The organism is Pseudomonas sp. S3_B08 (assembly GCF_054667725.1).
In genome coordinates, this window is the sequence record NZ_CP162750.1 from 285482 (window position 1) to 312278 (window position 26797).

Here is a 26797-nt window from a genome sequence, read left to right on the forward strand (position 1 = left end):
GCGAGCAGGCTCGCTCCCACATTCTGGAATGCATTCCAAGATGGGAGCGAGCCTGCTCGCGAAGCTTTTGATCTGATTGTTAGCTGAACAACAATCCGTTCGATAAACGAACACTCAGTCGATTATCGGATTGTTTGGCGATTTTCCCGAGCTTAATCTTCAGTGACTCCGGCGCTGAACCTCGCGCCTTTTTATCACTGGCGATTCCTTACAAGAACAGGAGCCCGCTCCATGGCTGAGATCCTTTCGCTGCACGACGCGGTGAAGCAATTCGTCAACGACGGCGATACCGTCGCCCTCGAAGGCTTCACTCACCTGATCCCTACGGCAGCGGGTCATGAAATCATTCGTCAAGGCAAGAAAGATCTGACGCTGGTGCGGATGACGCCTGACCTGATCTACGACCAACTGATCGGCGCCGGTTGCGCGCGCAAACTGATTTTCTCCTGGGGCGGCAACCCGGGTGTGGGTTCGCTGCACCGTCTGCGTGACGCGGTCGAAAAGCAGTGGCCACACGCGCTGGAAATCGAAGAACACAGCCACGCCGACCTCGCCAACGCCTACGTCGCCGGCGCGTCCGGGCTGCCGTTCGCGGTGCTGCGTGCCTACGCCGGTTCCGACCTGCCGAAGGTTAATCCGCTGATCAAAACCGTGACCTGTCCGTTCACCGGCGAAGTGCTGGCGGCAGTGCCATCGGTGCGCCCGGACGTCACCGTGATCCACGCGCAAAAGGCCGACCGCAAAGGCAACGTGCTGCTCTGGGGCATTCTCGGTGTGCAGAAAGAAGCCGCGCTGGCGGCCAAGCGCTGCATCGTCACGGTGGAAGAGATCGTCGATGACCTCAACGCACCGATGAACGCTTGCGTACTGCCGACCTGGGCCTTGAGCGCGGTCTGCCACGTGCCGGGCGGCGCGCATCCGTCCTACGCCCACGGTTACACCGAGCGTGACAATCGTTTCTATCAGGCGTGGGACCCGATCGCTCGCGACCGTGAGACGTTTACCGCGTGGATCAACGAATACATCCATGGCTGCGCTGACTTCAGCGAATTCCAGGCCAAATTGGCCGCTGCTTCGGAGGCCAAGTAATGACTTACACCACCAATGAAATGATGACCGTCGCGGCGGCCCGGCGCCTGAAGAACGGCTCGGTATGCTTCGTCGGCATCGGCCTGCCATCGAAAGCCGCCAACCTCGCGCGCCTGACTTCATCGCCGGACGTGGTGCTGATTTACGAATCCGGCCCGATTGGCGCTAAGCCGAGCGTACTGCCGCTGTCCATCGGTGACGGTGAGCTGGCCGAGACCGCCGACACCGTGGTGCCGACCGGTGAGATTTTTCGCTATTGGTTGCAGGGCGGGCGCATCGACGTTGGCTTCCTCGGCGCCGCGCAGGTCGACCGTTTCGGCAACATCAACACCACCGTGGTCGGCGACTACCACGCGCCGAAAGTGCGCCTGCCGGGTGCCGGTGGCGCGCCGGAGATTGCCGGTTCGGCGAAAAGCGTGCTGATCATCCTTAAACAGTCGGCGCGTTCGTTTGTCGACAAACTCGATTTCATCACCTCGGTCGGTCACGGCGAGGGCGGCGATTCGCGTAAACGTCTCGGCCTGCCGGGCGCCGGGCCGGTGGGGATCATCACCGACCTGTGCATCATGGAACCGGAGGAGGGCACCCACGAATTTGTGGTCACCGCGCTGCATCCGGGCGTGACCCGCGAGCAAGTGGTCGCCGCCACCGGTTGGGCGATCCGTTTTGCCGACTCTGTTGAAACCACCGCTGAGCCGACCGAAGTCGAGCTGACGGCGCTGCGTGATCTTGAAGCGCGCACCGCTGCCGCCCACGGTCAGGCACCGGGAGAAGCATGATGCGTGACGTGTATATCTGCGACGCGATTCGCACCCCCATTGGCCGCTTCGGTGGCGCATTGTCCGCCGTGCGCGCCGACGACCTGGCCGCCGTGCCGATCAAGGCCCTGATGGAGCGCAATCCATCGGTGGACTGGAATGCCGTCGATGAGGTGTTCCTCGGCTGCGCCAACCAGGCCGGCGAAGACAACCGCAACGTTGCGCGCATGGCGCTGCTGCTGGCGGGTCTGCCGGACAGCGTGCCCGGCGTTACGCTCAATCGCCTCTGCGCTTCGGGCATGGACGCGATCGGTACGGCATTCCGCGCCATCGCCAGTGGCGAGATGGAGTTGGCAATTGCCGGTGGCGTTGAGTCGATGTCCCGCGCGCCATTCGTGATGGGCAAGGCCGACGCGGCGTTCTCGCGCAACATGAAACTGGAAGACACCACCATCGGCTGGCGTTTCATCAACCCGCTGATGAAGGCGCAGTACGGCGTAGATGCCATGCCGCAGACCGCTGACAACGTCGCCGACGACTACAAGGTTTCGCGCGCAGATCAGGACGCCTTTGCCTTGCGCAGTCAGCAACGTACCGCCGCCGCGCAGGCCGCCGGTTACTTCGCCGAAGAAATTGTTGAAGTACGGATTGCCCACAAGAAGGGCGAAACCGTGGTCAGCCAGGACGAACATCCGCGCGCCGATACCACGATTGAAGCGTTGACCAAGTTGAAACCGGTCAACGGCGCGGACAAAACCGTCACCGCCGGCAATGCCTCCGGGGTCAATGATGGTGCTGCTGCGCTGATTCTGGCGTCAGCCGAAGCGGTGAAAAAACACGGCCTGACTGCTCGCGCAAAAGTGCTCGGCATGGCCAGCGCCGGCGTCGCACCACGGGTGATGGGCATCGGCCCGGTGCCGGCGGTGCGCAAACTGACCGAGCGCCTCGGCGTGGCGGTCAGCGATTTCGACGTGATCGAACTCAACGAAGCGTTTGCCAGCCAAGGCTTGGCGGTGCTGCGCGAGTTGGGTCTGGCCGACGATGCGCCGCAGGTCAACCCGAATGGCGGCGCGATTGCCCTCGGTCACCCGTTGGGCATGAGCGGTGCGCGGCTGGTGCTGACCGCCCTGCATCATCTGGAAAAGACTGGCGGCAAGAAAGGTCTGGCGACCATGTGCGTCGGTGTCGGCCAGGGTCTGGCCCTAGCCATCGAACGTGTCTGACGCGCTGCGGCACTTACAAGAACTGAGGAAAGCGAAATGACTGACAAGCCTGGTTACCGTCGCCCACAGGCAGGCACTCAGCCTGACTACCTGCACCCGACGTATCAATCCACCAACCTGCGCTCGCCGTCCAAGCCGTTGGTGCACCTGCCGCACTCGCTGTCGGAAATCACCGGGCCGACCATCGGTGCCGAACACGTTGCCGAGAAGGACAATGACCTCACCGCGCAGCACGACGGCGAGCCGCTGGGCGAGCGCATCATCATTCACGGCCGCGTGCTCGACGAAGACGGCCTGCCGGTGCCGGGGATTCTGGTGGAGATCTGGCAGGCCAACGCCGCCGGCCGCTACAACCATGCCCGCGACCTGCACGACGCGCCGCTGGACCCGAACTTCACCGGCACCGGCCGCACCGTCACCGATGCCGATGGCTGGTACCAGTTCCAGACCATCAAGCCCGGCGCCTATCCGTGGGGCAACCACCACAACGCCTGGCGCCCGGCGCACATCCACTTTTCCCTGTTTGGGCCGAGCATTCTTACGCGTCTGGTCACGCAGATGTACTTCCCCGGTGATCCGCTGCTGGCGTATGACCCGATCTACAACTGCGTGCCGGACACTTCGGCCAAGGAACGCCTGATCGCCAGTTTCGATCTGGAAAAAACCATTCCGTCCTACGCCCTCGGTTACCGCTGGGACATCGTGCTGCGCGGCCGTGAAGCCACGCCGATGGAGAAATAAGATGACGCTCTATGCGACCACGTCCCACACCGTCGGGCCGTATTACCACATCGGCCTGACCTGGCTGAACCGCGAAACCCTGGCCAACGAGCTGACCCTCGGCGAGCGCGTGGCAATCACCGGCCAAGTGGTGGATGGCAATGGCGATGTCGTCAACGACGCCATGCTCGAAGTCTGGCAGGCCAACGCCGCCGGCAAGTACGACCACCCGGAAGATCAGCAGGACAAACCGCTCGACCCGAATTTCGAAGGCTTTGGCCGGGTACCGGTGGACGCTGAAGGGCGCTTCCGTTTCACCACGATCAAACCGGGCACCGTGCCGGGGTTGAAAGGCTCGACCCAAGCGCCGCATCTGGTGGTGCTGGTGTTTGCCCGTGGTCTGGTCAAGCATTTGCTGACGCGGATTTATTTCGAGGGCGAACCGGCAAACGTTGCTGACCCGTTGCTCGAGTGCGTGCCGGCGGAGCGTCGCCAGACGTTGCTGGCCAAGGCGGATGCGTCGGGTGTTTACCAGTGGAATGTGGTTCTGCAGGGCACCGATGCCGAGACGGTGTTCTTCGATTATTGAGAGAACACCCCAAATCCCCTGTAGGACAGAGTCCCTGTGGTGAGGGGATTTATCCCCGCTGGGCTGCGAAGCAGCCCCAAAAACCAGTCGGCGCGGTATTCAGATGAACCGCGTGTATCTGATTTGCGAGTGCTTCGCACTCGAGCGGGGATAAATCCCCTCGCCACAAAGGCTGATCCAGACGTGGGTGAAGATCCGATGTGGAACGGGACTGTTGCAAAGTATGTCTAGACTGTGACTGTCCCTATCGAGTGAAAAAACAATGACAACCACCACCTCTCACTACACCGGCGAAGAGCGCAGCAAGCGCATCTTCGCCATCGTCGGCGCTTCCTCCGGCAACCTCGTCGAATGGTTCGACTTCTACGTCTACGCCTTCTGCGCGATCTATTTTGCCCCGGCGTTCTTCCCTTCCGATAACCCCACTGTGCAACTGGTCAACACCGCTGGCGTATTCGCCGCCGGGTTCCTGATGCGGCCGATTGGTGGCTGGATTTTCGGCCGGGTCGCTGACAAGCACGGGCGCAAGAACTCGATGCTCATCTCGATTCTGATGATGTGCTTCGGCTCGTTGCTGATCGCCTGTTTGCCGACCTACAAGGACATCGGCGTCTGGGCGCCAGTGCTGTTGCTGTTTGCGCGTTTGCTGCAAGGTCTGTCGGTCGGCGGCGAGTACGGCACCACCGCGACTTACATGAGCGAAGTCGCGCTCAAGGGCCAGCGCGGATTCTTCGCTTCGTTCCAGTACGTGACGCTGATTGGCGGACAACTGCTGGCGGTGTCGCTGGTGGTGGTGCTGCAACAGTTCCTCACTGAAGAAGACCTGCGTGCCTACGGCTGGCGGATTCCATTCGTGGTCGGTGCGGTGGCGGCGCTGATTTCGCTGTTCCTGCGTCGTTCGCTGAAGGAAACCACCAACAAAGAAACCCGCGCACACAAAGACGCCGGCAGCATCACTGCACTGTTTCGCGATCACAAAGCGGCGTTCATCACCGTGCTCGGCTACACCGCTGGCGGCTCGCTGATTTTCTACACCTTCACCACCTACATGCAGAAATACCTGGTGAACACCGCCGGGATGCACGCCAAGACCGCCAGCTACATCATGACCGGCGCGCTGTTCCTGTATATGTGCATGCAGCCGCTGTTCGGCATGCTCGCCGACAAGATCGGCCGGCGTAATTCGATGCTCTGGTTCGGCGTCCTCGGCACGGTGTTCACCGTGCCGATTCTGCTCAGCCTGAAAAGCATCAGTAGCCCGTTCCTCGCCTTCGTGCTGATCACCCTGGCGCTGGCGATCGTCAGTTTCTACACCTCGATCAGCGGGCTGGTGAAAGCCGAGATGTTCCCGCCGGAAGTCCGCGCGCTTGGTGTCGGCCTGGCTTACGCGGTGGCGAATGCAATCTTCGGCGGTTCGGCGGAATTCGTTGCCTTGAGCCTCAAGGCTGGCGGCATGGAAAACGCCTTCTACTGGTACGTCACGGCGATGATGGCGGTGGCTTTCCTGTTCAGCCTGCGTTTGCCCAAGCAGGCGAAGTATTTGCACCACGATCTGTAAACCCATGTGCGCGGGCTGCGAGGCCCGCGCCGGCAAGGACTGTTTATGACTCAGCGACCGGGCAATCAATTGTTCGATGCCTACTTCACCGCCCGCGATATGCGCGAAGTGTTCTGCGATCAGGGCCGGGTGCAGGCGATGCTTGATTTCGAAGCGGCGCTGGCCCGGGCCGAGGCGCGGGTCGGGCTGATTCCTTCATCGGCCGTGGCACCGATTGCCGCAGCGTGCGACGCGGGCCTGTATGACTTCGCGGCGCTGGGCGAGGCGATTGCCACGGCCGGCAATTCGGCGATTCCACTGGTCAAGGCCTTGGGCAAGCAGATCGCCTCGAGCGATGCCGAGGCCGAGCGCTATGTGCATCTGGGTGCGACCAGCCAGGACGTGATGGATTCCGGGCTGGTCTTGCAATTGCGCCAGGCGCTGGCGCTGATCGAAAACCAACTGGCACAACTGGCCGACTCGCTCGCCGCTCAGGCACAACGTTTCGCCGCCACGCCGCTGGCCGGGCGCACCTGGCTGCAACACGCGACGCCAGTGACCCTCGGGATGAAAATCGCCGGTTGGTTGGGCGCCGTGACGCGCAGCCGTCAGCGTCTGCAACAACTGAAGCCACGGCTGCTGGTGCTGCAATTCGGTGGCGCCTCCGGCACGCTCGCGGCGCTGGGGGAACAGGCGTTGCCGATTGCCGAAGCCTTGGCCGAGGAACTGCAACTGACCCTGCCCGAGCAACCGTGGCACGCCCAGCGTGACCGCATCGTCGAGTTCGGCGCGGTGCTTGGCCTGATCGCCGGCAGCCTCGGCAAATTCGGCCGCGACATCAGCCTGTTGATGCAGACCGAAGCGGCGGAAGTGTTCGAGCCCGCCGCACCGGGCAAGGGTGGTTCGTCGACCATGCCGCACAAACGCAATCCAGTCGGCGCGGCGGTGCTGATCGGCGCGGCCACGCGGGTGCCGGGGCTGGTGTCGACGCTGTTCAGCGCGATGCCGCAGGAGCACGAACGCAGCCTCGGTTTGTGGCACGCCGAATGGGAAACCTTGCCGGAGATCTGCTGCCTGGTGTCCGGTTCGCTGCAACAGGCGCGTTTGCTGGCCGACGGTCTGGAAGTCGACGCGGCGCGCATGGCCCGCAACCTCGAACTGACCCAAGGCCTGGTGCTGGCCGAAGCGGTGAGCATCGTCCTCGCCCAACGCGTCGGCCGCGACACCGCGCATCATCTGCTCGAACAGTGCTGCAAACGCGCGGTGGCCGAACAACGCCATTTGCGCGCGGTGCTGTCTGACGAGCCGCAAGTCACCGCCGAACTCAGTGGCGCGGAACTCGATGATCTTCTGAACCCCGCGCATTACCTTGGTCAGGCGCAAGTCTGGGTCGAGCGCGCGGTGGCTGAACACAACGCTTTGACTGTCTGAAGGAGAGGGCTGTGGCTTTCGTTCAACTCGCCGATGGCGAACTGCACTATCAAATAGAAGGCCCGGCCGCTGCGCCGGTGCTGGTGCTGTCCAACTCGCTGGGCACCGACCTGCACATGTGGGACGCGCAAATGCCGGCGTTCGCCGAGCATTACCGCGTGCTGCGTTTCGACACGCGCGGCCATGGGCAATCGCTGGTCACCGAAGGGCCGTACAGCATCGAGCAATTGGGCCATGACGTACTCGGTCTGCTCGATGCGCTGCACATCGAGCGCGCGCATTTCTGCGGGCTGTCGATGGGCGGGCTGATCGGACAGTGGCTGGGCATCAACTCAGGCCATCGTCTGCACAAACTGATCGTGTGCAACACGGCGGCGAAAATCGGCGATCCGTCGGTATGGAATCCGCGCATCGAAACCGTACTGCGCGACGGCCCGGCGGCGATGGTCGCGCTGCGTGATGCCTCGATTGCGCGCTGGTTCACCCCGGACTTTTCCGCAGCGCATCCCGAGGCGGCGAAGAAGATTACCGACATGCTTGCCGCAACCAATCCACAAGGTTATGCGGCCAACTGCGCGGCCGTGCGAGATGCCGATTTTCGTGAACAACTGGCTTCGATCAACGTGCCGTTGCTGGTGATTGCCGGCAGCGAAGATGCGGTGACGCCGCCGTCCGGCGGGCACTTCATTCGCGACCATGTGCGCGACGCCGAGTACGCCGAGTTCCATGCGGCGCATTTGTCCAACGTGCAGGCCGGCGCCGATTTCAGCGACCGTGTGCTGGCGTTTTTGCAGGCTCAGTGAGGAAGATTTTGTGGACGAGAAACAACGTTACGACGAAGGCATGCAAGTACGCCGCGCGGTGCTGGGCGATGCCCACGTCGATCGCAGCCTGACCACGCTGACCGAGTTCAACTCGGAGTTCCAGGAAATGATCACCCGCCACGCCTGGGGCGACATCTGGACCCGCCCGGGCCTGCCCCGGCACACCCGCAGCCTGATCACCATCGCCATGCTGATCGGCATGAACCGCGAGGGCGAACTGAAACTGCACCTGCGCGCAGCGGCCAATAATGGTGTGAGCCGTGGCGAGATCAAGGAAGTGATCATGCAGAGCGCGATCTACTGCGGCATACCGGCGGCGAACGCGACGTTTCATCTGGCCGAATCGGTGTGGGATGAACTCGGGGTTGAATCCCGCGAGTGAGGTTGTTGCACTGACGCCTTCGCGAGCAGGCTCGCTCCCACATTGGAATGCATTTCCCTGTGGGAGCGAGCCTGCTCGCGAAAGCGGTAGCGGCCGTAACGAATCACACCCTGGCGACAATAAATACTCGCTTGAATGCAAACAACGTATGCCCATCCCCCTCTTGCGGATAATGCTCATGCACCCGCATCAGGTAGTGATAGATAAACCGCGCCTGTTCCGCTGAACTCAACGCCTGCATCACCGGCCGCAGCGCCGAGACCTTCACCCAGTCATACACCGGCGACTTGCCGTCAACCACCTGCAACTGCTCGGTCTCCCAGATATCCAGCGACGTAGTCATGGGCGCGAGCAACCGATAGTAATCCTCCAGTGCCAATAACGGCCGCGCCGCCATGCGCTGGCGCAGTTCAGGTGTGCCCAGTGGTGTGCCACCGGGGCCGCCGTTTTCGAGGGTGTCGAGCATCAGCCGATACCACAGCGCATCGCGCCAGTCCGGCATGTGCGCCGCCAGACAGCCGCCGGGATTCAGATAACCGAGCAGGCGCGGCAGCAGTTTTTCATGGCCTTCGATAAAGTGCAGCACGGCGGCTGCGAACAGCAGATCCGCCGGTTGCTCAGGTTGCCAATCAAGCAGGTCGCAATGTTTCCACAACGCCCGGATCGGCAGGCAGCGTGCCTCATCGAGCATCTGCGCGGAGCTGTCGACGCCCTGCAACTGCGCGCGCGGCCAGCGTTTGGCCAACAACTGCGTGGCAATGCCGGTGCCGCAGCCCAGATCGTAAATACGTTGGGGATTTTGCAGTTCGATACGGTCGAGCAATTCGTTGACCGGACGTTTTCTGAGACGGGAAAACTGCTGGTACGCCTTGGCGTCCCAATCGGGTGCAGTGGTGCGGCGTGTGATCATGAGGTGATCCTCCGGTGATCAAATGGTGTCTTCCGATGACAACCTGGTGCACAGCTGGAGACCGACTACGAAACGGAAGCGTGAAGGGTTGGAGCACCTGAGTCCTTCAGGTTTGCTCACTGTAACTGTCGCCCGCAAAAGCGCTACATGGCCTGACCAATGACATGCATCTGTGATGGGAATCAAATGTGGGAGCGAGCATGCTCGCGAAGGCCATTTCATATTCGACACAGATGTCGACTGAAGCAGCGCTTTCGCGAGCAGGCTCGCTCCCACAGTGGAGCATGTTTGGTTAAAGCAGGCTGATCGGGTAGCTGACGATCAACCGGTTCTCATCGAACTCGTTGTTGCTGAAGTCGCGGCGCATGGTCGAGTTGCGCCATCTGACGTTCAAATCCTTCAAAGTCCCGCTCTGCACCGTGTAACCGAGTTCCGATTCGCGACCCCATTCCTTGCCGTCGGTGATCGTCCCGGTGTGCACGTTGTCGCCGCTGATGTAGCGGTTCATCAGGGTCAGGCCGGGGATGCCCATGGCGGCGAAGTTGTAGTCGTGACGCAACTGCCAGGAGCGTTCCTGAGCGTTGTCATAACTGGCGTTGTAGCTGTCGTTGGCCAGGGTGCCGCCGCTGGTGCCATTGACGCGCATCCAGGCGCTGTCGCCGGTGAGTTTTTGCAGGCCGAGGTAGAACGTGTTGCCGCCGTACTTGGCCGAAAACATCCCGTACCAGGTCTTGTTGTCCAGATCGCCGGCACGCGCGCTGCCATCTTCCTTGCCATAGAAAAAGCCGAGGTTGGCGCCCAGCGTCCAGTCACCGAGCGGCTGACTGTGCAGCACATTGAGGTACTGCTGGCTGTAGATGTCCTTGAGTTGCGCATTCCATAAGCCGATCTGTGTGCGCTTGTCGTTGAACAGGTATTCGCCGCCCTGGAAGTTGAAACGGTCAGAGGTGAACGCGGCTTTGCCGGTCATCGACATGTCGCTCATGCTGCTGTCGTCGCGCGGGCTGTTGGCGCGGAACTGGCCGCCATAGAGGGTCAGGCCGGCGATTTCCTTGGAGGTGATCTGGCCGCCACGGAAGGTTTGCGGCAGCGAGCGACCGTCGTCCGAACGCAGAATCGGCAATACCGGCATCCACTCGCCGACCTTGACCTCGGTCTGCGAAAGTCTGGCCTTGAAGGCGACGTTGGTGCGACCGAAGTTGTCCGCCGGGCGCCCGTCATGGTCCAGCGGCAACAACTGCGTACCGCCCGTGCCTTTACCGCCATCGAGCTTGATCGAATACAGCCCGAGTACGTCCATGCCGAAACCGACGGTGCCTTGGGTAAAGCCGGATTTGGCGTCGAGGATGAAACTCTGCGTCCATTCTTCAGCCTTGCCCTGGGTTTTGGTCGGGTTGGTGAAGTTGCGGTTGATATAGAAGTTGCGCAGGTTCAGGTTGACCTTGGCGCCTTCAACGAAGCCGCCTTCTTCGGCGCTTGCCGGCAGGGCCAGACCGGCGATGGCCAGGGCGATCACAGCGGGCAATGCGTAGGGCACAGGGAAAACTGTCATGGACTTGGGTCTCTCTTGTTTTTTTAGGGCGAACGGGTGCGCTGCGGCCGGTTTTCGGGGTGCAGACTTGGAAAGTATTCAGGGGTGAAACGATGGCAATCAGCCGGACGGGGCAGGGCGCGGGAGCATGGTGTCGAACCTGTTGTTATTGGTTTTGTGGAGCGAATGGTGCGGGGGGCGGATGTTTGGATTCAATTGGGAAAAGCGGGTTTTGGGCGATTATCGAACAGCATTGAAGATCAAAAGATCGCAGCCTTCGGCAGCTCCTGCAGGGCAACGCATTTCAAATGTAGGAGCTGCCGAAGGCTGCGATCTTTTGATCTTCAAAAAACAAAAAGCCCACCAATAAGGTGGGCTTGATGTATTCAGCCGAGGATCAGAACAGCTTCATCTTCGGCGCTTCTTCTTTCAGCGCTTCGTTCTGCGCGGTCTGCGCATTCCAGCCACCACCCAGGGCCTTGTACAGGTTGACCGCACTGGTCAACTGCGCGAGGCGGTCGGTGATCAGCGCTTGTTGTGCGCTGAACAACTGACGCTGGGCATCGAGGAAGGTCAGGTTGCTGTCGACGCCGATGCGATAGCGACGTTCGGCCAAGCGGTAGTAATCCTGGTTGGCCTGCACGAAGTCACGCTGCGCTTGCAACTGCTCGGTGTAGGTCTGGCGCGCGGCCAGGCCGTCGGCGACTTCCTGGAAGGCCGTTTGAATGGACTTCTCGTAGTTCGCCACGCCAATGTCCTTCTGGATCTTGGCGTAGTCGAGGCTGGCGCGCAGGCTGCCGGCGTTGAAGATCGGCAGGTTGATCTGCGGCTGGAACAGCCACGTCCCCGAGCCACCCTTGAACAGACCGGACAGATCCGGGCTCAGGCTGCCCGCGTTGGCGGTCAGGCTGATGCTCGGGAAGAACGCTGCCCGCGCCGCGCCGATGTTAGCGTTGGCCGCCTTCAGGTTGTACTCGGCCTGGAGGATGTCCGGACGACGTTGCAGCAGGTCCGAAGGCAGACCGGCCGGTACGTCGCTGAGCAGATCATCAGACAGCGGTTTGGCGGCTTGCAGATTGGCCGGGATACCGGTGCCGAGCAGCAGGGTCAGGCTGTTTTCGTCCTGCGCGACCTGGCGGGTATAACGCGCCAATTGTGCCCGGGCGTTTTCCACGGAAGTGCGCGATTGCGCCAGGTCCAGCGCCGAAGCCACACCGACTTCGTTGCTGCGGCTGGTCAGCTTGTAGCTTTCTTCGAAGGCACCGAGGGTGTCCTGCGTCAGCTTGAGCAGTTCCTTGTCCGCTTGCCAGGTCAGGTAGGCATTGGCGACGTTGGCGACCAGACTGATCTGCGTACTGCGGCGTGCTTCTTCGGTAGCGAAGTACTGTTGCAACGCTTGCTCGCTCAGGCTGCGCACCCGACCGAACAGGTCGAGTTCGTAGGCGCTGACGCCGACGGTAGCCGAGTAGGAGCTGCTGATCATCGACTCGCCGGTCTGCGAGGCACGGGCCGGCAGACGCTGGCGGCTGCCGGCGGCATTGGCCGAAACTGCCGGGAACAGGTCTGCGCGCTGGATGCGGTACTGCGCCGCGTAAGCGTCGATGTTCAGCGCCGCGACACGCAGGTCGCGGTTGTTTTCCAAGGCGACCTGGATCAGCTGTTGCAGGGCAGGGTCATGGAAAAACTGCTTCCAGCCCTGTTCGGCAGCGGCTTGCGCCGGAGCCTGGGCCGGCGAATATGCCGGCCCCTGCGGGTACTGACCTGCGACCGGAGCCTCAGGCTGCTGATAGTCAGGTATCAGCGAGCAACCGCTCAGCACGAAGGCGGCGACTGCGATGGAGAGTAGCGACTTGCTCATTGGCCAGCCTCTTTAGGAGTTTCAGTAGTCTCATCCGCGTCGGTCTTTTTACGCTGACCGATGGACGACACAGTAACGAAGAACAGTGGGACCCAGAAGATCGCCAGGATCGTGGCCGTGAGCATACCGCCAATCACGCCGGTACCGATCGCGTGCTGACTGCCTGAACCGGCGCCGGTGGAAATCGCCAGCGGCACAACACCGAGAACGAAGGCCAGCGAGGTCATGATGATCGGGCGCAGACGCATGCGGCAGGCTTCGATTGCCGCCTCGCGCAGGCTGCGTCCCTGTTCATGCAGTTCCTTGGCGAATTCGACGATCAGAATGGCGTTTTTAGCCGCCAGACCGATGGTCGTCAACAAGCCCACCTGGAAGTACACGTCGTTGGACAGACCGCGCAGGCTGGTAGCCATCAGTGCACCGATGATCCCCAGCGGTACCACGAGCATGACCGCGATCGGAATCGACCAGCTCTCATACAGCGCCGCCAGACACAGGAACACCATCAGCAGCGACAGGGCGTACAGCGCTGGCGCTTGCGAGCCGGACAGACGTTCCTCGTAGGACAGACCGGTCCAGGAGATACCGACACCGGCCGGCAGCTTCTTGGCAATCGCTTCGACTTCAGCCATCGCTTCACCGGTGGAGTAGCCCGGCGCCGGAGCCCCGAGTACCTCGACCGCTTCCACACCGTTGTAGCGCGCCAGCTTCGGCGAACCGTAGACCCACTCGCCCTTGGCGAACGCCGAGAACGGAACCATGGTGCCTTCGGCGTTACGCACGTACCACTTCTTCAGGTCTTCGGGGCTCATGCGCGAGTCCGGCTGGCCCTGCACATACACCTTCTTCACCCGACCACGGTCGATGAAGTCGTTGACGTAGCTACTGCCCAACGCGATCGACAGGGTGTTGTTGATGTCGCTGATGGTGATGCCGAGGGCACTGGCCTTCTCGTCGTCGATTTCCAGCTGGAACTGCGGCTCATCGTTCAGGCCGTTCGGACGCACCTGGGTCAGCACCTTGCTTTGCGCCGCCATGCCGAGGAACTGGTTACGCGCTTCCATCAGTTTTTCGTGACCGATACCGGCGCGGTCTTGCAGGAACACGTCGAAACCGGTGGCGTTACCCAATTCCAGAACCGCTGGCGGGGCGAAGGCAAACACCATCGCGTCACGGAAACTGAAGAAGTGTTGCTGGGCACGCGCGGCGAGCTTGAACACGCTGTTGTCGGCGTTACGTTCGCCCCACGGTTTGAGCATGATGAACGCCATACCCGAGCTCTGCCCACGGCCGGCGAAGTTGAAGCCGGTCACGGTGAACACCGAAGCCACCGCGTCCGCTTCACCACCGTCCTTGTTCGGACGCAGCAGGTACTCACGCATTTCATCCACGACCACCTGCGTGCGCTGGGCACTGGAACCGGCCGGGGTCTGCACTTGGGCGAACAGTACGCCCTGGTCTTCTTCCGGCAGGAACGCGGTCGGGATGCGGGTGAACAGCCAGATCATGCCGACGACGATCAGCAGATACGCCAGCAGGTACGGCGCCTTGCGGGTCAGCATATTGCCGACGCCGCGCTCGTAGCTGCGCACGCCACGGTCAAAGTTACGGTTGAACCAGCCGAAGAAACCTTTCTTCGGAGTACCGTGCTCGCCTTTCGGAATCGGCTTGAGCATGGTCGCGCACAGCGCCGGGGTGAAGATCAGGGCAACCAGCACCGACAGGGCCATCGCCGAAACGATGGTGATCGAGAACTGCTTGTAGATCACACCAGTGGAGCCGCTGAAGAATGCCATCGGCAGCAGTACCGCCGAGAGTACGAGGGCGATACCGACCAGTGCGCCCTGGATCTGGCCCATGGATTTCTTCGTCGCTTCCTTCGGTGACAAGCCTTCTTCGCTCATCACCCGCTCGACGTTTTCCACCACGACGATGGCATCGTCCACCAGCAGACCGATGGCCAGCACCATGCCGAACATGGTCAGGGTGTTGATGCTGAAACCGGCGGCGGCGAGGATGCCGAACGTACCGAGCAGTACCACCGGCACGGTCATCGTGGTGATGACGGTGGCGCGGAAGTTCTGCAGGAACAGGAACATCACCAGGAACACCAGCGCGATCGCTTCGACCAGAGTGTGCACCACGCCTTTGATCGACTCGGTCACCACCGGGGTGGTGTCGTACGGGAACACCACTTCCATGCCTTGCGGGAAGAACGGCTTGAGGCTGTCGATAGTGTTGCGCAGCGCTTTGGCGGTATCGAGGGCGTTGGCGCCGTTGGCCAGTTTCACCGCCAGACCGGAAGCCGGGCTGCCGTTGAACTGGGCGCTGATCGCGTAGTTCTCGCCGCCGAGGCCGACTTCAGCCACGTCTTTGAGGCGAACTTGCGAGCCGTCCTTGTTGACCTTGAGCAGGATTTCCTTGAACTGCTCAGCGGTCTGCAGACGGGTCTTGCCGATGATCGTCGCGTTCAGTTGCTGGCCCTGCACGGCAGGCAAGCCACCGAGCTGACCGGACGACACCTGGACGTTCTGCGCAGCAATGGCGTTCTTCACGTCGACCGGGGTCAGGTTGAAGTTGTTCAACTTGGCCGGGTCAAGCCAGATACGCATCGCGTACTGCGCACCGAAGACCTGGAAGTCACCGACACCGGCGGTGCGCGAGATCGGGTCCTGCATGTTCGACACGATGTAGTTGGACAGGTCGTCCTTGCTCATGCTGCCGTCACGCGAAACCACGCCGATCACCAGCAGGAAGTTCTTCACTGCCTTGGTCACGCGGATACCCTGTTGCTGCACTTCCTGCGGCAGCAGCAGGGTGGCCAGGTTCAGCTTGTTCTGAACCTGGACCTGCGCGGTGTCGGAGTTGGTGCCTTGCTCGAAGGTCGCGGTGATGGTCATGCTGCCGTCGGAGTTACTTTCCGACGACACATAACGCAGGTTGTCGATACCGTTGAGCTGTTGCTCGATGACCTGTACCACGGTGTCCTGCACGGTTTGTGCGGACGCACCCGGGTAGGTCACCTGGATAGCAATGGCCGGTGGCGCAATGCTCGGGTATTGGTTGATCGGCAATTTCAGGATCGAAAGTGCCCCGACCAGCATGATCACCAGGGCGATTACCCAGGCGAAAATCGGACGGTCGATGAAGAATTTTGACATGGGTTACTCCCCTTTGCCGCCGGCGGCTTTGTCAGCTGCCTGTGCGGGGGCCGGGTTCTTGGTGCCGACGTTAGTCGCCTCGGTCGCTTTGACCTCGACGCCCGGTTTGACGTACTGCAGCCCTTCGGTGATCAGACGATCGCCGGCTTTCAGGCCGTCTTCGATCAGCCACTGGCTGCCGACGGTGCGGCTGGCCTTGAGCTGACGCAGTTCGACCTTGTTGTCGGCGCCGACGACCAGTGCGGTCGGGGTGCCTTTGAGGTCGCGGGTCACGCCTTGCTGTGGCGCGAGGATCGCTGCGCTGTTGACGCCGGCCTGCAACTGGGCGTGGACGAACATGCCTGGCAGCAGGGTGTGATCGGGGTTGGGGAACACGGCGCGCAGGGTCACCGAGCCGGTGGTCTGGTCAACCGAGACTTCGGAGAATTCCAGCTTGCCGTCGAGCTTGTACTGGCTGCCGTCTTCCAGGGTCAGCTTGACCGCAGCGGCGTTGTCGCCAGCCTTCTGCAGACGGCCGCTTTCCAGTTCGCGGCGCAGTTCCAGCAGTTCCACCGACGACTGGGTCACGTCGACGTAGATCGGATCGAGCTGCTGAATCACTGCCATTGCATCGGCCTGGCCATTGCTGACCAGTGCGCCTTCGGTCACCGAAGAACGGCCGATACGGCCGGAGATCGGCGCATAGACCTTGGTGTAACGCACGTTGATCTGCGCAGTCTGAAGCGACGCTTCCGATTGCAGGCGGTTGGCCAATGCGGTGTCGTATTCCTGACGGCTTACGGCTTGCTCATCGACCAATTGCTTGTAGCGGTCGGAGATGGACTTGGTCGAACGCAGGTTGGCTTCGGCACTTTTCAGCGTCGCTTCATAGACCGACGGATCGATCTGATAAAGCTGCTGACCGGCTTTGACGTCGGCGCCTTCCTTGAACAGACGCTTGAGAATGATGCCGTTGACCTGCGGGCGAACTTCAGCGATGCGGAACGCACTGGTGCGGCCCGGAAGTTCCGAGGTCAGGGTAAAGGCTTGTGGTTGCAGGGTGACGACGCCGACCTGAGGGGGCGGAGCGGCAGGGGCCGCTTCTTCCTTTTTACATCCGCTGAGCAGCGATGCCAGGGCGACGGCAGTGACCAGAGCGGTAACAGCTGGCTTGAATTGCATGAAGATCCTCGGGTCAGGCGCGCATGAAGCGCACAAGAAGTGTGAAAGAGTAAAAATCGGGCACCGGGTGGATAAGTAGCTTGCTAAGTAATATACTTACGTTCATGGTTGTTTGTAAACACCTGCGCCGCGTACCCACCCTGATACAAAAGTCGTCGCAAGGTTTGAAATTGTAGGCCGGGGAGTCGATTCACGAGAGATCGCCCCCTCTTTATTCAGCGGATATTCAGCCATCCCTGAAACATCCTGTTTGAGGTTTTACTGCCATGGTCCGTCGTACCAAAGAGGAAGCTCAGGAAACCCGCAGCCAGATTCTGGAAGCGGCCGAGAAAGCCTTTTATGAAAGGGGGGTTGCCCGCACCACCCTGGCGGACATCGCGACCCTCGCCGGCGTAACGCGTGGCGCCATCTACTGGCATTTCAGCAACAAGGCCGATCTGGTCCAGGCGATGCTCGACAGCCTGCACGAACCGCTGGATGAACTGGCCAAGGCCAGCGAAAGCGAGGACGAACCGGACCCGCTGGGCTGCATGCGGCAGTTGCTGATTCATTTGTTTCATCAAGTTGCACTGGACCCGAAAACCCGGCGCATCAACGAAATTCTGTTTCATAAGTGCGAGTTCACCGATGAAATGTGCGATCTGCGCCAGCAGCGCCGGACGGCCAGTCTCGATTGCAATCTGCGCATCGGCCTGACCTTGCGTAATGCGGTGAATCGCGGCCAGTTGCCGGAAGATCTCGACACTGCCCGCGCGGCCATCAGCATTCATGCCTACATCGACGGCCTGCTGTACGGCTGGCTGCTGGCCTCGGACAGCTTCGAACTGCACGCCGAGGCTGAACGCTGGGTCGACACCGGGCTGGACATGCTGCGCCTGAGCCCAAGCCTGCGCAAATGAAACAAAATGCGCAATGGCCCGGCAGGATGTCAATCAGCCGCCATGGCTGATGATCGCGGCGGGGAGTTTAATCGTAGCGAGTCGCAGATTTTGTAGGGAAATTGTGTAGCTCTTGTGAATCCGTGTTTCGCCGCTTTTCCCTCACCCTAGCCCTCTCCCACAGGGAGAGGGGACCGACCGGGTTGTTTGGCCAAGCTGGGCCGATCTGAAATATCCCGCCGAACTCAAAGTTTGAAAAGCACAGCAATCGGCTCCCTCTCCCTCGGGAGAGGGCTGGGCGGGCGGCGTTCCGATGAGGGGCTACGCCGGGTGCCACGCAACAAGTCTGAAGCCGAACAACAAAAAGCCCCTGACTCTCAAAAGTCAGGGGCTTTTTCATTTCTGCGCTACAGCCTGATTACAAGGTCGGATAGTCGATGTAGCCGACCGGACCTTTACCGTAGAAAGTCTCTGGATGCGGCTCGTTCAGCGGCGCATCAGCCTGCAAACGTGCCGGCAGGTCCGGGTTGGCAATGAACGGCACGCCGAACGCTACGGCGTCTGCCTTACCGCTGGCCAGCCACTCGTTGGCGCTTTCCTTGGTGAACTTCTCGTTGGCGATGTACGGGCCACCGAAAGCTTCTTTCAGTTGCGGGCCGAGGCTGTCGGCGCCTTCTTTTTCGCGCGAGCAGATGAACGCGATGCCACGCTTGCCCAGTTCACGGGCGACGTAGGTGAAGGTCTCGGCAAGATTGTCATCGCCCATGTCATGGGAATCGGCACGCGGTGCCAGGTGCACACCAACGCGGCCAGCGCCCCAGACTTCGATCGCGGCGTCGGTCACTTCCAGCAGCAGGCGCGCACGGTTTTCCAGCGAGCCGCCGTACTGGTCGGTGCGCTGGTTGGTGCTGCTTTGCAGGAACTGGTCGAGCAGGTAGCCGTTGGCGCCGTGGATTTCCACGCCGTCGAAACCGGCGGCCTTGGCGTTCTCGGCACCGGTGCGATAGGCGTCGACGATGTCGGCGATTTCAGCGGTTTCCAGCGCGCGCGGCGTTGGGTAGTCGGCCAGCGGGCGCACCAGGCTGACGTGGCCCTTTGGCTGGATGGCGCTTGGCGCGACCGGTGCTTCACCATTCAGGTACGAAGGGTGAGATATGCGGCCGACGTGCCACAGTTGCAGGAAGATCTTGCCGCCGGCGCCGTGAATCGCTTTGGTCACGTTGGCCCAGCCACGCACTTGATCGTTGGACCAGATGCCCGGGGTGTCCGGGTAGCCGACGCCCATCGGCGTTACCGAAGTGGCTTCGCTGAGGATCAGGCCGGCCGAGGCGCGTTGTACGTAGTATTCGGCCATCAGCGCGTTCGGCACACGGCCTTCGTCGGCGCGGCAGCGGGTCAGCGGGGCCATGATGATGCGGTTGTTCAGCTCGATGTCGCCGAGTTTGATCGGGTCGAAAATAGTCGCCATGTCTAAAAGCCTCTCTTTAATAAAGGAAGTTGATCAGTTGGAAGCAGGGGCCAGCTCGGCATTGCCGTTCTGGCGGAAGGTAATCAGGGTTACCAGCAGGGCCAGTACAGCCAGCGCGGCGGCAGCCAGTGGCACGCTGGTCAGGCCGTAGCCGTGGGCGATGACGCTGCCGCCGACCCAGGCGCCAAGGGCGTTGCCGACGTTGAAAGCGCCGATGTTCAGGGTCGAAACCAGGTTCGGGGCAGCCTTGCCGAAGGTCACCACGTTGACTTGCAGCGCCGGCACAGCGGCGAAACACGCGGTGGCCCAGAGGAACAGAGTGATTTCAGTCGGGATCAGCGCGACGCTGGTCCAGCTCAGCACCGTGGAAACCACGGCCATGGCGATGAACACGCCGATCAGCGTGGCGGCCATGCCTTTATCGGCGAGTTTGCCGCCGATGATGTTGCCGACCGTCAGACCGAGGCCGATGAGCATCAGCGTCCAGGTCACGCCACGTGGCGACACACCGGTGACTTCGCCAAGCAGTGGGGCGACGTAGGTGAACAGGGTGAAGACCGAGGCGGCGAACAGCGCGGTCATGCTCAGCGACAGCCAGATGCCGGCGCCTTTGAGGGCGGCGAGTTCGGCGCGCATGTCGAGTTTCTCTTCGTCACGCTTGGCCGGCAGAAAGCGGATCAGGCCGATCAGCGCGATCACACCGATGACGGTCACTGCCCAGAAGGTCGAACGCCAGCCGGCTTCCTGACCCAATGCGGTGCCCAGCGGTACGCCAAGTACGTTGGCCAGGGTCAGACCGGTGAACATCAAGGCTACTGCCGAGGCACGTTTGTTCGGCGCGACCAGATTGGCCGCCACTACCGAGCCGATGCCGAAGAACGCGCCGTGACACAGCGCGGTGACTACCCGGGCAAACATCAGCACGTTGTAGTCGCTGGCGATGGCGCAGAGCAGGTTGCCGACAATGAAGATGCCCATCAACGCCACCAGCGCGGCCTTGCGCGGCAGCTTCGCGGTGGCCAGCGCCATGAACGGTGCACCGATGGCCACGCCCAGGGCGTAACCGGTGACCAGCCAGCCGGCGCCGGGAATCGACACGCCGAGGTCCGCCGCCACGTCGGGCAGCAGGCCCATGATGACGAACTCGGTGGTGCCGATGGCGAAGGCGCTCAGGGCGAGGATGAGAAGCGAAAGGGGCATGCAGGTTTCCTTGTCGGCTGGCTGACGTTAAGGGTCAGAGCTCTTTACTGAGGGTGCTGAGAAACGCCTGGATGACGTCCTCGTTACGTTTGAAAAAATGCCACTGCCCGGCCTTCTGGCTGCTGATCAGCCCGGCCCGTTGCAACGTCGCCAGGTGTGCCGACACGGTCGATTGCGACAGGCCGCAACGTTGATCGATCTGCCCGGCGCAAATACCGTATTCGTGGTTGTGCAACTGCTCGGGGAATTCGCCTTTCGGGTCTTTCAGCCAGTTGAGGATGTCTCGCCGTACTGGGTGCGCCAGGGCTTTTATTATTTCGTCGAGGTCGAGGTTCATGGCTTGGGCTCGTAGTGGCAGTAGCGATATATCGCGATGGAGCGAACTTTAAATCGTTGGATCGCGATATACCAATATGAATTCGGTCTGACGAGCGCATAAATCGCTATATCGGGTTATAACGATGCGAGGGTGCTGGAGCAGCAAGCGCAGTGCTAAGCTGCGCCCATGAACTATCTCGCGCATTTGCATCTCGGCGGCCAGCGCCCCGGTCAGTTACTCGGCAGCTTGTATGGCGACTTCGTCAAAGGTCGGCTGCAAGGCCAGTTCGACCCGGAAGTGGAGGCGGCGATTGCGCTGCATCGGCGCATTGACGTGTTCACCGATCGGCATCCACTGGTGGACACTGCCCTGGGCCGCTTCAGCGAAACGCGGCGGCGTTATGCCGGAATCGTCCTCGATGTGTTTTTCGATCATTGCCTGGCGCGGGACTGGACGCTGTATGCCGACCGACCGCTGGAGCAGTTCACCGCAGACGTCTATCAGGTGCTGTCCCGCGAACGGCAATTGCCGGAGCGGCTGGCGAAGATCGCCCCGCACATGGTCGCCAACGACTGGCTGGGCTCGTATCGCGAATTTGAGGTGCTGGAACAGGTGCTGCGCGGGATCTCGCGACGGCTGACCAGGCCGGAGGAATTGGCCGGGGCAATGGCGGAGTTGCGGCGGTTGTATGAGCCGTTGAGTGAAGACTTCAGCTTGTTCTACCCGCAATTGCAGGATTTCGCACAAAACACGAGACCACCGAAAATCTGAATTGTGGGAGCGAGCCTGCTCGCGAAGGCGTCCTGTCAGTCAATATATTCGGCGACTGACAGGTCGCATTCGCGAGCAGGCTCGCTCCCACAGGGGATTTGTATTTTCAGGCGGCGATCAAATCGCCTGCGCGACGCGGTTCGGCAGGTTTCGCCACCTCACCAAACAACACCTTCTGCACCGCCTGCTGCGCTTCGAACGCCAGCGCCGCGCGCTCGCGGCCCTGACAGGCAATCGGCTTGAGCAGATGCACCTCGACATCGCCGCAGTCATGGCTGAACAGGCGCATCAGGTGCGAGAGCAAATCATCGTCACCAATGAACGGCGCCAGCGTATCGATTTCGCCGTCGCGCAGATAACGAATCGCCACCGGTTGCAGCATCACTTCGGAATCGATCGCCGCCGACAGCAGGCGACCATGAAAGGTGCGCAGCGAACGGCCATCGGTGGTGGTGCCTTCGGGGAACATCAGCAGCGCGTGTTCGGTTTGCAGATGGCGGGTCATCTGCTTGCGGATCAACTGGCTGTCGCCCGACCCACGGCGGATGAACAGGCTGCCGGCCTTGGCCGCGAGCCAGCCGGCCACCGGCCAGGTGCGCACTTCGGCTTTGGACAGAAACGACAGCGGCGTGAGCATGCCCAGCAGCGGAATGTCGGTCCACGACACGTGATTGCTGACCCACAGCATCGGCTGTTTTGGCAGCTCGCCATGCACGCTCACGCGAAACGGCAGGGCGTTGCTCAGCCGCGCCATGAAGAAGCGCGACCAGCGCTGACGCCGCTCCATCGAGTGCGCCAGACCAATGCGCTCGAACACGCCGAAGACGCTGGCCATGGTCAGCCCCAGCGTCACCACCAGCAGCACTCGCGCGATTCGCGCGTACACCCGCAACCGGCTCATCACACCGCCGCCTTGAAGTGTTTGGCGTAGCGCGGGCAGAGTTCGTCGCGCTTGAGCAGGATGAACACGTCGGCCACCTGGAAGTCTTCGTCCCAGCACGGCTCGCCGCAGATCTTCGCCCCGAGGCGCATGTAGGCCTTGAGCAGCGGCGGCATTTCGGCGATGACGTTGGACGGGATATCCAGCGTCGGCAGCGGATTTTTCGGTTCGGCGCGCAAGTGTTCGGTGCACAGATAACGCTCGCGCAGACGCTGCATGATCGCGTGGGCCTGAATGCCGCCGTCCTGCATCGGGATGCTCGCGCAACCCATCAGATAGCTGTAGCCGCCCTGATTGAGCACTTCGGCCAATTCGCCCCAGAGCACGGCGATGGTGCCGCCGTTGCGGTACGCCGGATCGACGCAGGTGCGGCCGATTTCCAGGATCGGGCCTTGCAGATGGGCGAGGCCGTGCAGGCTGAATTCTTCTTCGCTGTAGAACTTGCCGAGGCTGCTGGCGGCGGTGTGATCGAGCAGACGCGTGGTGGCGACCAGGCGCCCGGTGTTCAGATCACGCACGCCGATGTGGCTGCAGTGAACATCATAATCATCCATGTCCAGACCCAGTTCGGCGCCTTTCAGTTTGGCGTTGAACTCGCCACTGAAGACGGCGAAGCGCAGGGCCTGGGCTTGCTGCAAGGCTTCGGCGCCGATCAGGCGTTCGGCTTGCAGGCGGCGTTCATTGCCGGTGTCGCTGATGCGGGCGATTTGCGTCATGTGAATCTCCGTACGGGCCTTTAACCCGTCGTGGGTTGCAGCCGATCGACTTTCTTTATGCAGCCGTGTTGTGCAAAGTCAGGCTATGTAGCCCCGGTGTCATCGCCATGAACGTTCGGTGATGCTTATATGACAGCCCACGAGGAGGCGCCCATGCCCTGGACAGATCTGCTGCACCGCCGTGAACGCTTGCCCGCCGCAGCTGATCTGGCCGAGGGCTTTGCAACGTTGTTGCAGACGCTGGGCAACGTCACGCCGTTCGAATTGGCGGTGGCCGGCGGGCGGCGGATGGCGACGCCGGGGCTGGCGTTTCTGGTGGGTTATCAGGCGGCGCTGCGCATGTTGTGGCCGAGCGCGCCGCTGAGCCTCGGCGCCTTGTGCGCTAGCGAACAACGCAGCCTGCGTCCGGCCGACATGCAAACGCGGCTGAAAGATTTGCGCCTGAGCGGGCGCAAGGATTTCGTCACCGCAGGCGACGCCGCCGATTGGTTACTGGTGGCTGCGCGCAGTGAGGAGCCTGGCGAAACACCGCGCCTGAGTCTGGCGGTGGTGTATCCCGGCGAGCCCGGCGTGAAGGTGGAAAAACTGCCGGCGTTGCCGTTGATGCCGGACATCAGCCACGGTCGCCTGCATCTGGACGGCGCCCTGTGCGAACTGCTCGCCGGCGACGGCTGGGACGCCTACGTCAAACCGTTTCGCAGTCTTGAGGATGTCTACGTGCTCAGCGCCATGACCGCGTGGCTGTACGGCATCGGCCAGGACAGCAATTGGCCGCAGGCCCTGCAATTGCGTTTGCTGGCGCTGCTGGCCGGGTGCGCCGAGGCCAGCCGGCAAGCGCCGAACAATCCGCCCTGGCATGTGCTGCTGGGCGGGTTGTTTGCGCAGTTTGAAGCGCTGGCGGGGGAGGTGGACCAGGCATTGGGCAATGGCCCGGTGGAGTGGGCGCAGATGTGGCAGCGGGACAAGGGCGTGATGCAGTTGGCGGCGGGGGCGAGGGCCAAGCGGTTGGCCAAGGCTTTGGCGGTGACCTGAGCGGCCCCTTCGCGAGCAGGCTCGCTCCCACAGGGACGGTATTCTTCAATTGAAATGCGATCAACTGTGGGAGCGAGCCTGCTCGCGAAGGCGGCCTCAAAATCACCATACATCTGTCATAAACCCCGACTAGTCTCGACAGGTTCATTCCCAGAGCGCCCACCATGTTCAAAGGCCTGTCCCTGTTCCTGCTGCTGATCAGCCTCACCGTCCGCGCCGAACAATGGCCCGGCGAGCAATGGCCCATCGCCCCGCAGATCACCGGCCCGGCCGTCGAGGCGCTGGAAAACTACGCCTTCGCGCCCCGTAACGACGCCACCCGCGAAGGCATCCGCACCGACGCCTTGCTGATCATCCACGACGGCCAGATCATTTACGAACGCTACGCCGCTCCGACCACTGCTCAGACACCGCACCTGACCTGGTCAATCAGCAAAAGCCTGCTGGCAACGGTCCTCGGCGTGGCCTACGGCGAAGGCCGGTTCAAACTCGATGATCCGGCGCTGAAGTTCTACCCGGCGCTGGACAAACACCCGGCGATCACCCTCGGCCATCTGCTGAACTGGGCCTCCGGTCTGGATTGGCAGGAGGACTACGAATACGCCCCGCTGAAATCTTCGGTGGTGGCGATGCTCTACACCCGCGGCCATCGCGACATGGCCGCGTTCACTGCGGACCACGACGCCTACGCCGCGCCGGGTCAGGCTTTCCGTTATTCCAGCGGTGACAGCAATCTGCTCGCCGCTGCCCTGAAAACCATGGTCGGTCCAGAGCGTTATGCCGATTATCCATGGACAGCGTTATTCGAGCCCTCGGGCATTCGCCACGCCGTGTGGGAAAGCGATGTCAGCGGCACCTTTGTCGCCTCGTCCTACGCCTATCTCACCGCGCGGGATCTGGCGCGGGTCGGTCTATTGATGGCGCGGGGCGGGCGCTGGAACGATCGGCAGTTGCTGCCCGAGGATTGGCTCGCGTTCAACCTCACACCGTTTGCCGGCTACAAGGCGCATCAGGACGAAGCCGTACCCGGCGGCCATTGGTGGCTCAATCGTCCTGTCGACGGCGCCACATCACCATGGCCCGACGCCCCATCCGACACCTTCGCCGCCCTCGGCCACTGGGGCCAGGCGCTGTACGTGATGCCCAGCCAGAAGCTGGTGATCGTGCGTTACGGCGATGACCGCGATGGCAGCTACCGGCACAACGAACTGCTCAAACGCGTGTTGCAGGCGGTGCGGCCATGAAGCGCTTTCTATTGTTGCTGTTGGTCGTGCTGCTCGGCTGGGGTTGGTATGAGCGGGAGAATCTCTGGGCTTTCCCGGACATCATCAGCGCCTACACCGCCAAGGAATATTGCTCGTGTCGTTATGTGATGAACAACGACGCCGGGTATTGCCGTGGCTATGTGAAGCAATGGCTGCCAACCAGCGGTTTTACCGATGATCCATCGAGCAAAACCATCACCGTCAGCGGCATGGGCCGCAGCAACAGCGCGCAGTGGCTGAGCGAACGCCAGGGCTGTCGCCTGAATCCCTGAATTATCTGGTCTCCCCTGTGGGAGCGAGCCTGCTCGCGAAATCGTCGCAAGCCGCAATACATGCTGTGCGGCGAGCATTGCATTCGCGAGCAGGCTCGCTCCCACAGGGCTTGCAATAACTTGGCGGGCGGTTAAGGTTCGTGCAGGTTTATCGCCCCCACGAGTGTTCAATGTTCAACCGCTCCCTCTATACAACCTTCGCCAGTCTGCTGTTGACCGCCGTTGCGCTGCCGGCCCAGGCCAATTGGTATCTGGACGGCGAGTCGTCGCGGCTATCGTTTGTCAGCACCAAAAATGCCAGCGTTTCGGAAGTGCAGCGCTTTCTGGTGCTGCACGGCAAGGTCGATCCCAACGGTCGCGCCGAGGTCGAAGTCGAGCTCGAATCGATCAACAGCGGCATTCCGCTGCGTGACGAGCGCATGCGCAAGGAGCTGTTCCAGATCGAGCAGTTTCCCGCAGCCACCATCACTACCCAGATCGACCTGCGCCCGATCAACGATCTGGCGCCCGGCGCGCAGCTGGAGTTGCGCCTGCCGCTGACCGTCAGCCTGCACGGCAAGCAGCACGAATACCCGGCCGAGTTGCTCGCCACGCGTCTGGATGATCGGCGCTTTCAGGTGGTGACGCTGGAGCCGCTGGTGATCAACGCCGAGGATTTCGATCTGGCGCCTGGCCTGGAAAACCTGCGCAAACTCGCCGATCTGTCGGCGATCAGTCTGTCGGTGCCGGTGGGTGCGGTGCTGATTTTCACGGCGCGCTGAC

The 26797-nt window shown here is 61.8% G+C and carries 26 protein-coding genes; 16 read left to right on the forward strand and 10 right to left on the reverse strand.

All coding sequences use genetic code 11. The features are described from left to right. Positions 1 to 231 precede the first annotated feature (231 nt). From AB4N73_RS01365 to pcaC, 9 genes are all read left to right on the forward strand, one after another. Complete coding sequence (locus AB4N73_RS01365; protein ID WP_024011937.1) at positions 232 to 1089, forward strand: CoA transferase subunit A; 858 nt, start codon at positions 232 to 234, stop codon at positions 1087 to 1089. After that, complete coding sequence (locus AB4N73_RS01370; RefSeq protein ID WP_016771341.1) at positions 1089 to 1868, forward strand: CoA-transferase subunit beta; 780 nt, start codon at positions 1089 to 1091, stop codon at positions 1866 to 1868. The genes AB4N73_RS01365 and AB4N73_RS01370 overlap by 1 nt, the downstream gene beginning before the upstream one ends. Continuing rightward, a complete protein-coding gene (gene pcaF / locus AB4N73_RS01375; protein WP_177434204.1) occupies positions 1865 to 3070 on the forward strand; it encodes a 3-oxoadipyl-CoA thiolase in 1206 nt (401 codons plus the stop codon). Before AB4N73_RS01370 ends, pcaF begins: the two co-directional genes overlap by 4 nt. Before the next feature lie 36 nt (positions 3071 to 3106). Further along, on the forward strand, positions 3107 to 3811 hold the full coding sequence (gene pcaH, locus AB4N73_RS01380) for a protocatechuate 3,4-dioxygenase subunit beta (protein WP_041478916.1): 705 nt from the start codon (positions 3107 to 3109) through the stop codon (positions 3809 to 3811). A gap of 1 nt (position 3812) precedes the next feature. After that, positions 3813 to 4379, forward strand: coding sequence for a protocatechuate 3,4-dioxygenase subunit alpha (pcaG, locus tag AB4N73_RS01385; RefSeq protein ID WP_076566302.1), 567 nt, complete (start codon positions 3813 to 3815; stop codon positions 4377 to 4379). A gap of 262 nt (positions 4380 to 4641) precedes the next feature. Next, positions 4642 to 5937 (forward strand): MFS family transporter, encoded by a 1296-nt coding sequence (locus tag AB4N73_RS01390; RefSeq protein ID WP_460142843.1) that lies wholly within the window; start codon positions 4642 to 4644, stop codon positions 5935 to 5937. 45 nt (positions 5938 to 5982) lie between these two features. Further along, entirely contained in the window at positions 5983 to 7347 is a 1365-nt protein-coding gene (locus tag AB4N73_RS01395) for a 3-carboxy-cis,cis-muconate cycloisomerase (RefSeq protein WP_460142844.1), read from the forward strand. Between the two features lie 11 nt (positions 7348 to 7358). Continuing rightward, positions 7359 to 8150: a 3-oxoadipate enol-lactonase gene (gene pcaD / locus AB4N73_RS01400; RefSeq protein ID WP_460142845.1), complete on the forward strand. Its 792-nt coding sequence runs from the start codon at positions 7359 to 7361 to the stop codon at positions 8148 to 8150. Between the two features lie 10 nt (positions 8151 to 8160). Further along, positions 8161 to 8553 carry a 4-carboxymuconolactone decarboxylase gene (gene pcaC / locus AB4N73_RS01405; protein ID WP_007917093.1) on the forward strand — a complete coding sequence of 131 codons (393 nt, stop codon included), beginning with the start codon at positions 8161 to 8163 and terminating at the stop codon, positions 8551 to 8553. A 103-nt stretch (positions 8554 to 8656) separates the two neighbouring features. On the opposite strand, the gene AB4N73_RS01410 is transcribed toward pcaC, so the two are convergent. Together AB4N73_RS01410 and AB4N73_RS01415 are read right to left on the reverse strand one after the other, a co-directional pair. Continuing rightward, positions 8657 to 9463: a methyltransferase domain-containing protein gene (locus AB4N73_RS01410; RefSeq protein ID WP_460142846.1), complete on the reverse strand. Its 807-nt coding sequence runs from the start codon at positions 9461 to 9463 to the stop codon at positions 8657 to 8659. Positions 9464 to 9755: 292 nt separating this feature from the next. After that, positions 9756 to 11015, reverse strand: coding sequence for an OprD family porin (locus AB4N73_RS01415; RefSeq protein WP_236168003.1), 1260 nt, complete (start codon positions 11013 to 11015; stop codon positions 9756 to 9758). Between the two features lie 127 nt (positions 11016 to 11142). Between AB4N73_RS01415 and AB4N73_RS01420 the strand changes: the two genes are divergently transcribed. After that, positions 11143 to 11364, forward strand: coding sequence for a hypothetical protein (locus AB4N73_RS01420; RefSeq protein ID WP_460142847.1), 222 nt, complete (start codon positions 11143 to 11145; stop codon positions 11362 to 11364). 27 nt (positions 11365 to 11391) lie between these two features. On the opposite strand, the gene emhC is transcribed toward AB4N73_RS01420, so the two are convergent. Genes emhC through emhA form a run of 3 tightly spaced genes read right to left on the reverse strand, consistent with a single transcriptional unit; the run spans position 11392 to position 17174 of the window. Continuing rightward, a complete protein-coding gene (gene emhC / locus AB4N73_RS01425) occupies positions 11392 to 12852 on the reverse strand; it encodes an efflux RND transporter outer membrane subunit EmhC (protein WP_024011945.1) in 1461 nt (486 codons plus the stop codon). Further along, positions 12849 to 16013, reverse strand: coding sequence for an efflux RND transporter permease subunit EmhB (gene emhB / locus AB4N73_RS01430; protein ID WP_460142848.1), 3165 nt, complete (start codon positions 16011 to 16013; stop codon positions 12849 to 12851). The genes emhC and emhB overlap by 4 nt, the downstream gene beginning before the upstream one ends. 3 nt (positions 16014 to 16016) lie before the next feature. After that, the gene (gene emhA, locus AB4N73_RS01435; RefSeq protein ID WP_039762673.1) at positions 16017 to 17174 is read right to left on the reverse strand and encodes an efflux RND transporter periplasmic adaptor subunit EmhA; all 1158 of its coding nucleotides are present in this window, start codon (positions 17172 to 17174) and stop codon (positions 16017 to 16019) included. A gap of 266 nt (positions 17175 to 17440) precedes the next feature. On the opposite strand from emhA, the gene emhR reads away from it, so the two are divergent. Continuing rightward, entirely contained in the window at positions 17441 to 18073 is a 633-nt protein-coding gene (gene emhR, locus AB4N73_RS01440) for an efflux system transcriptional repressor EmhR (protein ID WP_460142849.1), read from the forward strand. Between the two features lie 397 nt (positions 18074 to 18470). On the opposite strand, the gene AB4N73_RS01445 is transcribed toward emhR, so the two are convergent. From AB4N73_RS01445 to AB4N73_RS01455, 3 genes are read right to left on the reverse strand one after another with little or no spacing between them, the layout of a single operon-like run. Continuing rightward, positions 18471 to 19520, reverse strand: coding sequence for an alkene reductase (locus tag AB4N73_RS01445; protein ID WP_016771329.1), 1050 nt, complete (start codon positions 19518 to 19520; stop codon positions 18471 to 18473). Between the two features lie 33 nt (positions 19521 to 19553). Further along, a complete protein-coding gene (locus AB4N73_RS01450) occupies positions 19554 to 20720 on the reverse strand; it encodes an MFS transporter (protein WP_016771328.1) in 1167 nt (388 codons plus the stop codon). 34 nt (positions 20721 to 20754) lie between these two features. After that, on the reverse strand, positions 20755 to 21057 hold the full coding sequence (locus tag AB4N73_RS01455) for an ArsR/SmtB family transcription factor (protein ID WP_016771327.1): 303 nt from the start codon (positions 21055 to 21057) through the stop codon (positions 20755 to 20757). Between the two features lie 168 nt (positions 21058 to 21225). Here AB4N73_RS01455 and AB4N73_RS01460 point away from each other — a divergent pair, with 168 nt between their 5' ends. Next, positions 21226 to 21810 carry an acyl carrier protein phosphodiesterase gene (locus AB4N73_RS01460; RefSeq protein ID WP_256809478.1) on the forward strand — a complete coding sequence of 195 codons (585 nt, stop codon included), beginning with the start codon at positions 21226 to 21228 and terminating at the stop codon, positions 21808 to 21810. A 106-nt stretch (positions 21811 to 21916) separates the two neighbouring features. On the opposite strand, the gene AB4N73_RS01465 is transcribed toward AB4N73_RS01460, so the two are convergent. Next, positions 21917 to 22711: a lysophospholipid acyltransferase family protein gene (locus AB4N73_RS01465; RefSeq protein ID WP_122691696.1), complete on the reverse strand. Its 795-nt coding sequence runs from the start codon at positions 22709 to 22711 to the stop codon at positions 21917 to 21919. Further along, the gene (gene olsB, locus AB4N73_RS01470; RefSeq protein WP_016771324.1) at positions 22711 to 23466 is read right to left on the reverse strand and encodes an L-ornithine N(alpha)-acyltransferase; all 756 of its coding nucleotides are present in this window, start codon (positions 23464 to 23466) and stop codon (positions 22711 to 22713) included. Before olsB ends, AB4N73_RS01465 begins: the two co-directional genes overlap by 1 nt. A 153-nt stretch (positions 23467 to 23619) precedes the next feature. Here olsB and AB4N73_RS01475 point away from each other — a divergent pair, with 153 nt between their 5' ends. The 4 genes from AB4N73_RS01475 to AB4N73_RS01490 all read left to right on the forward strand — a co-directional run bounded on the left by AB4N73_RS01475 (position 23620) and on the right by AB4N73_RS01490 (position 26796). Further along, positions 23620 to 24498, forward strand: coding sequence for an acyl-CoA dehydrogenase middle domain-containing protein (locus tag AB4N73_RS01475; protein WP_460142850.1), 879 nt, complete (start codon positions 23620 to 23622; stop codon positions 24496 to 24498). A gap of 164 nt (positions 24499 to 24662) precedes the next feature. Beyond that, on the forward strand, positions 24663 to 25742 hold the full coding sequence (locus tag AB4N73_RS01480) for a serine hydrolase domain-containing protein (RefSeq protein WP_460142851.1): 1080 nt from the start codon (positions 24663 to 24665) through the stop codon (positions 25740 to 25742). Continuing rightward, positions 25739 to 26035, forward strand: a complete 297-nt coding sequence (locus tag AB4N73_RS01485) for an amidase (protein WP_136492115.1) — start codon at positions 25739 to 25741, stop codon at positions 26033 to 26035. The genes AB4N73_RS01480 and AB4N73_RS01485 overlap by 4 nt, the downstream gene beginning before the upstream one ends. A gap of 170 nt (positions 26036 to 26205) precedes the next feature. After that, entirely contained in the window at positions 26206 to 26796 is a 591-nt protein-coding gene (locus AB4N73_RS01490) for a YceI family protein (RefSeq protein WP_016771320.1), read from the forward strand. The last annotated feature ends 1 nt before the right edge of the window (position 26797 follow it).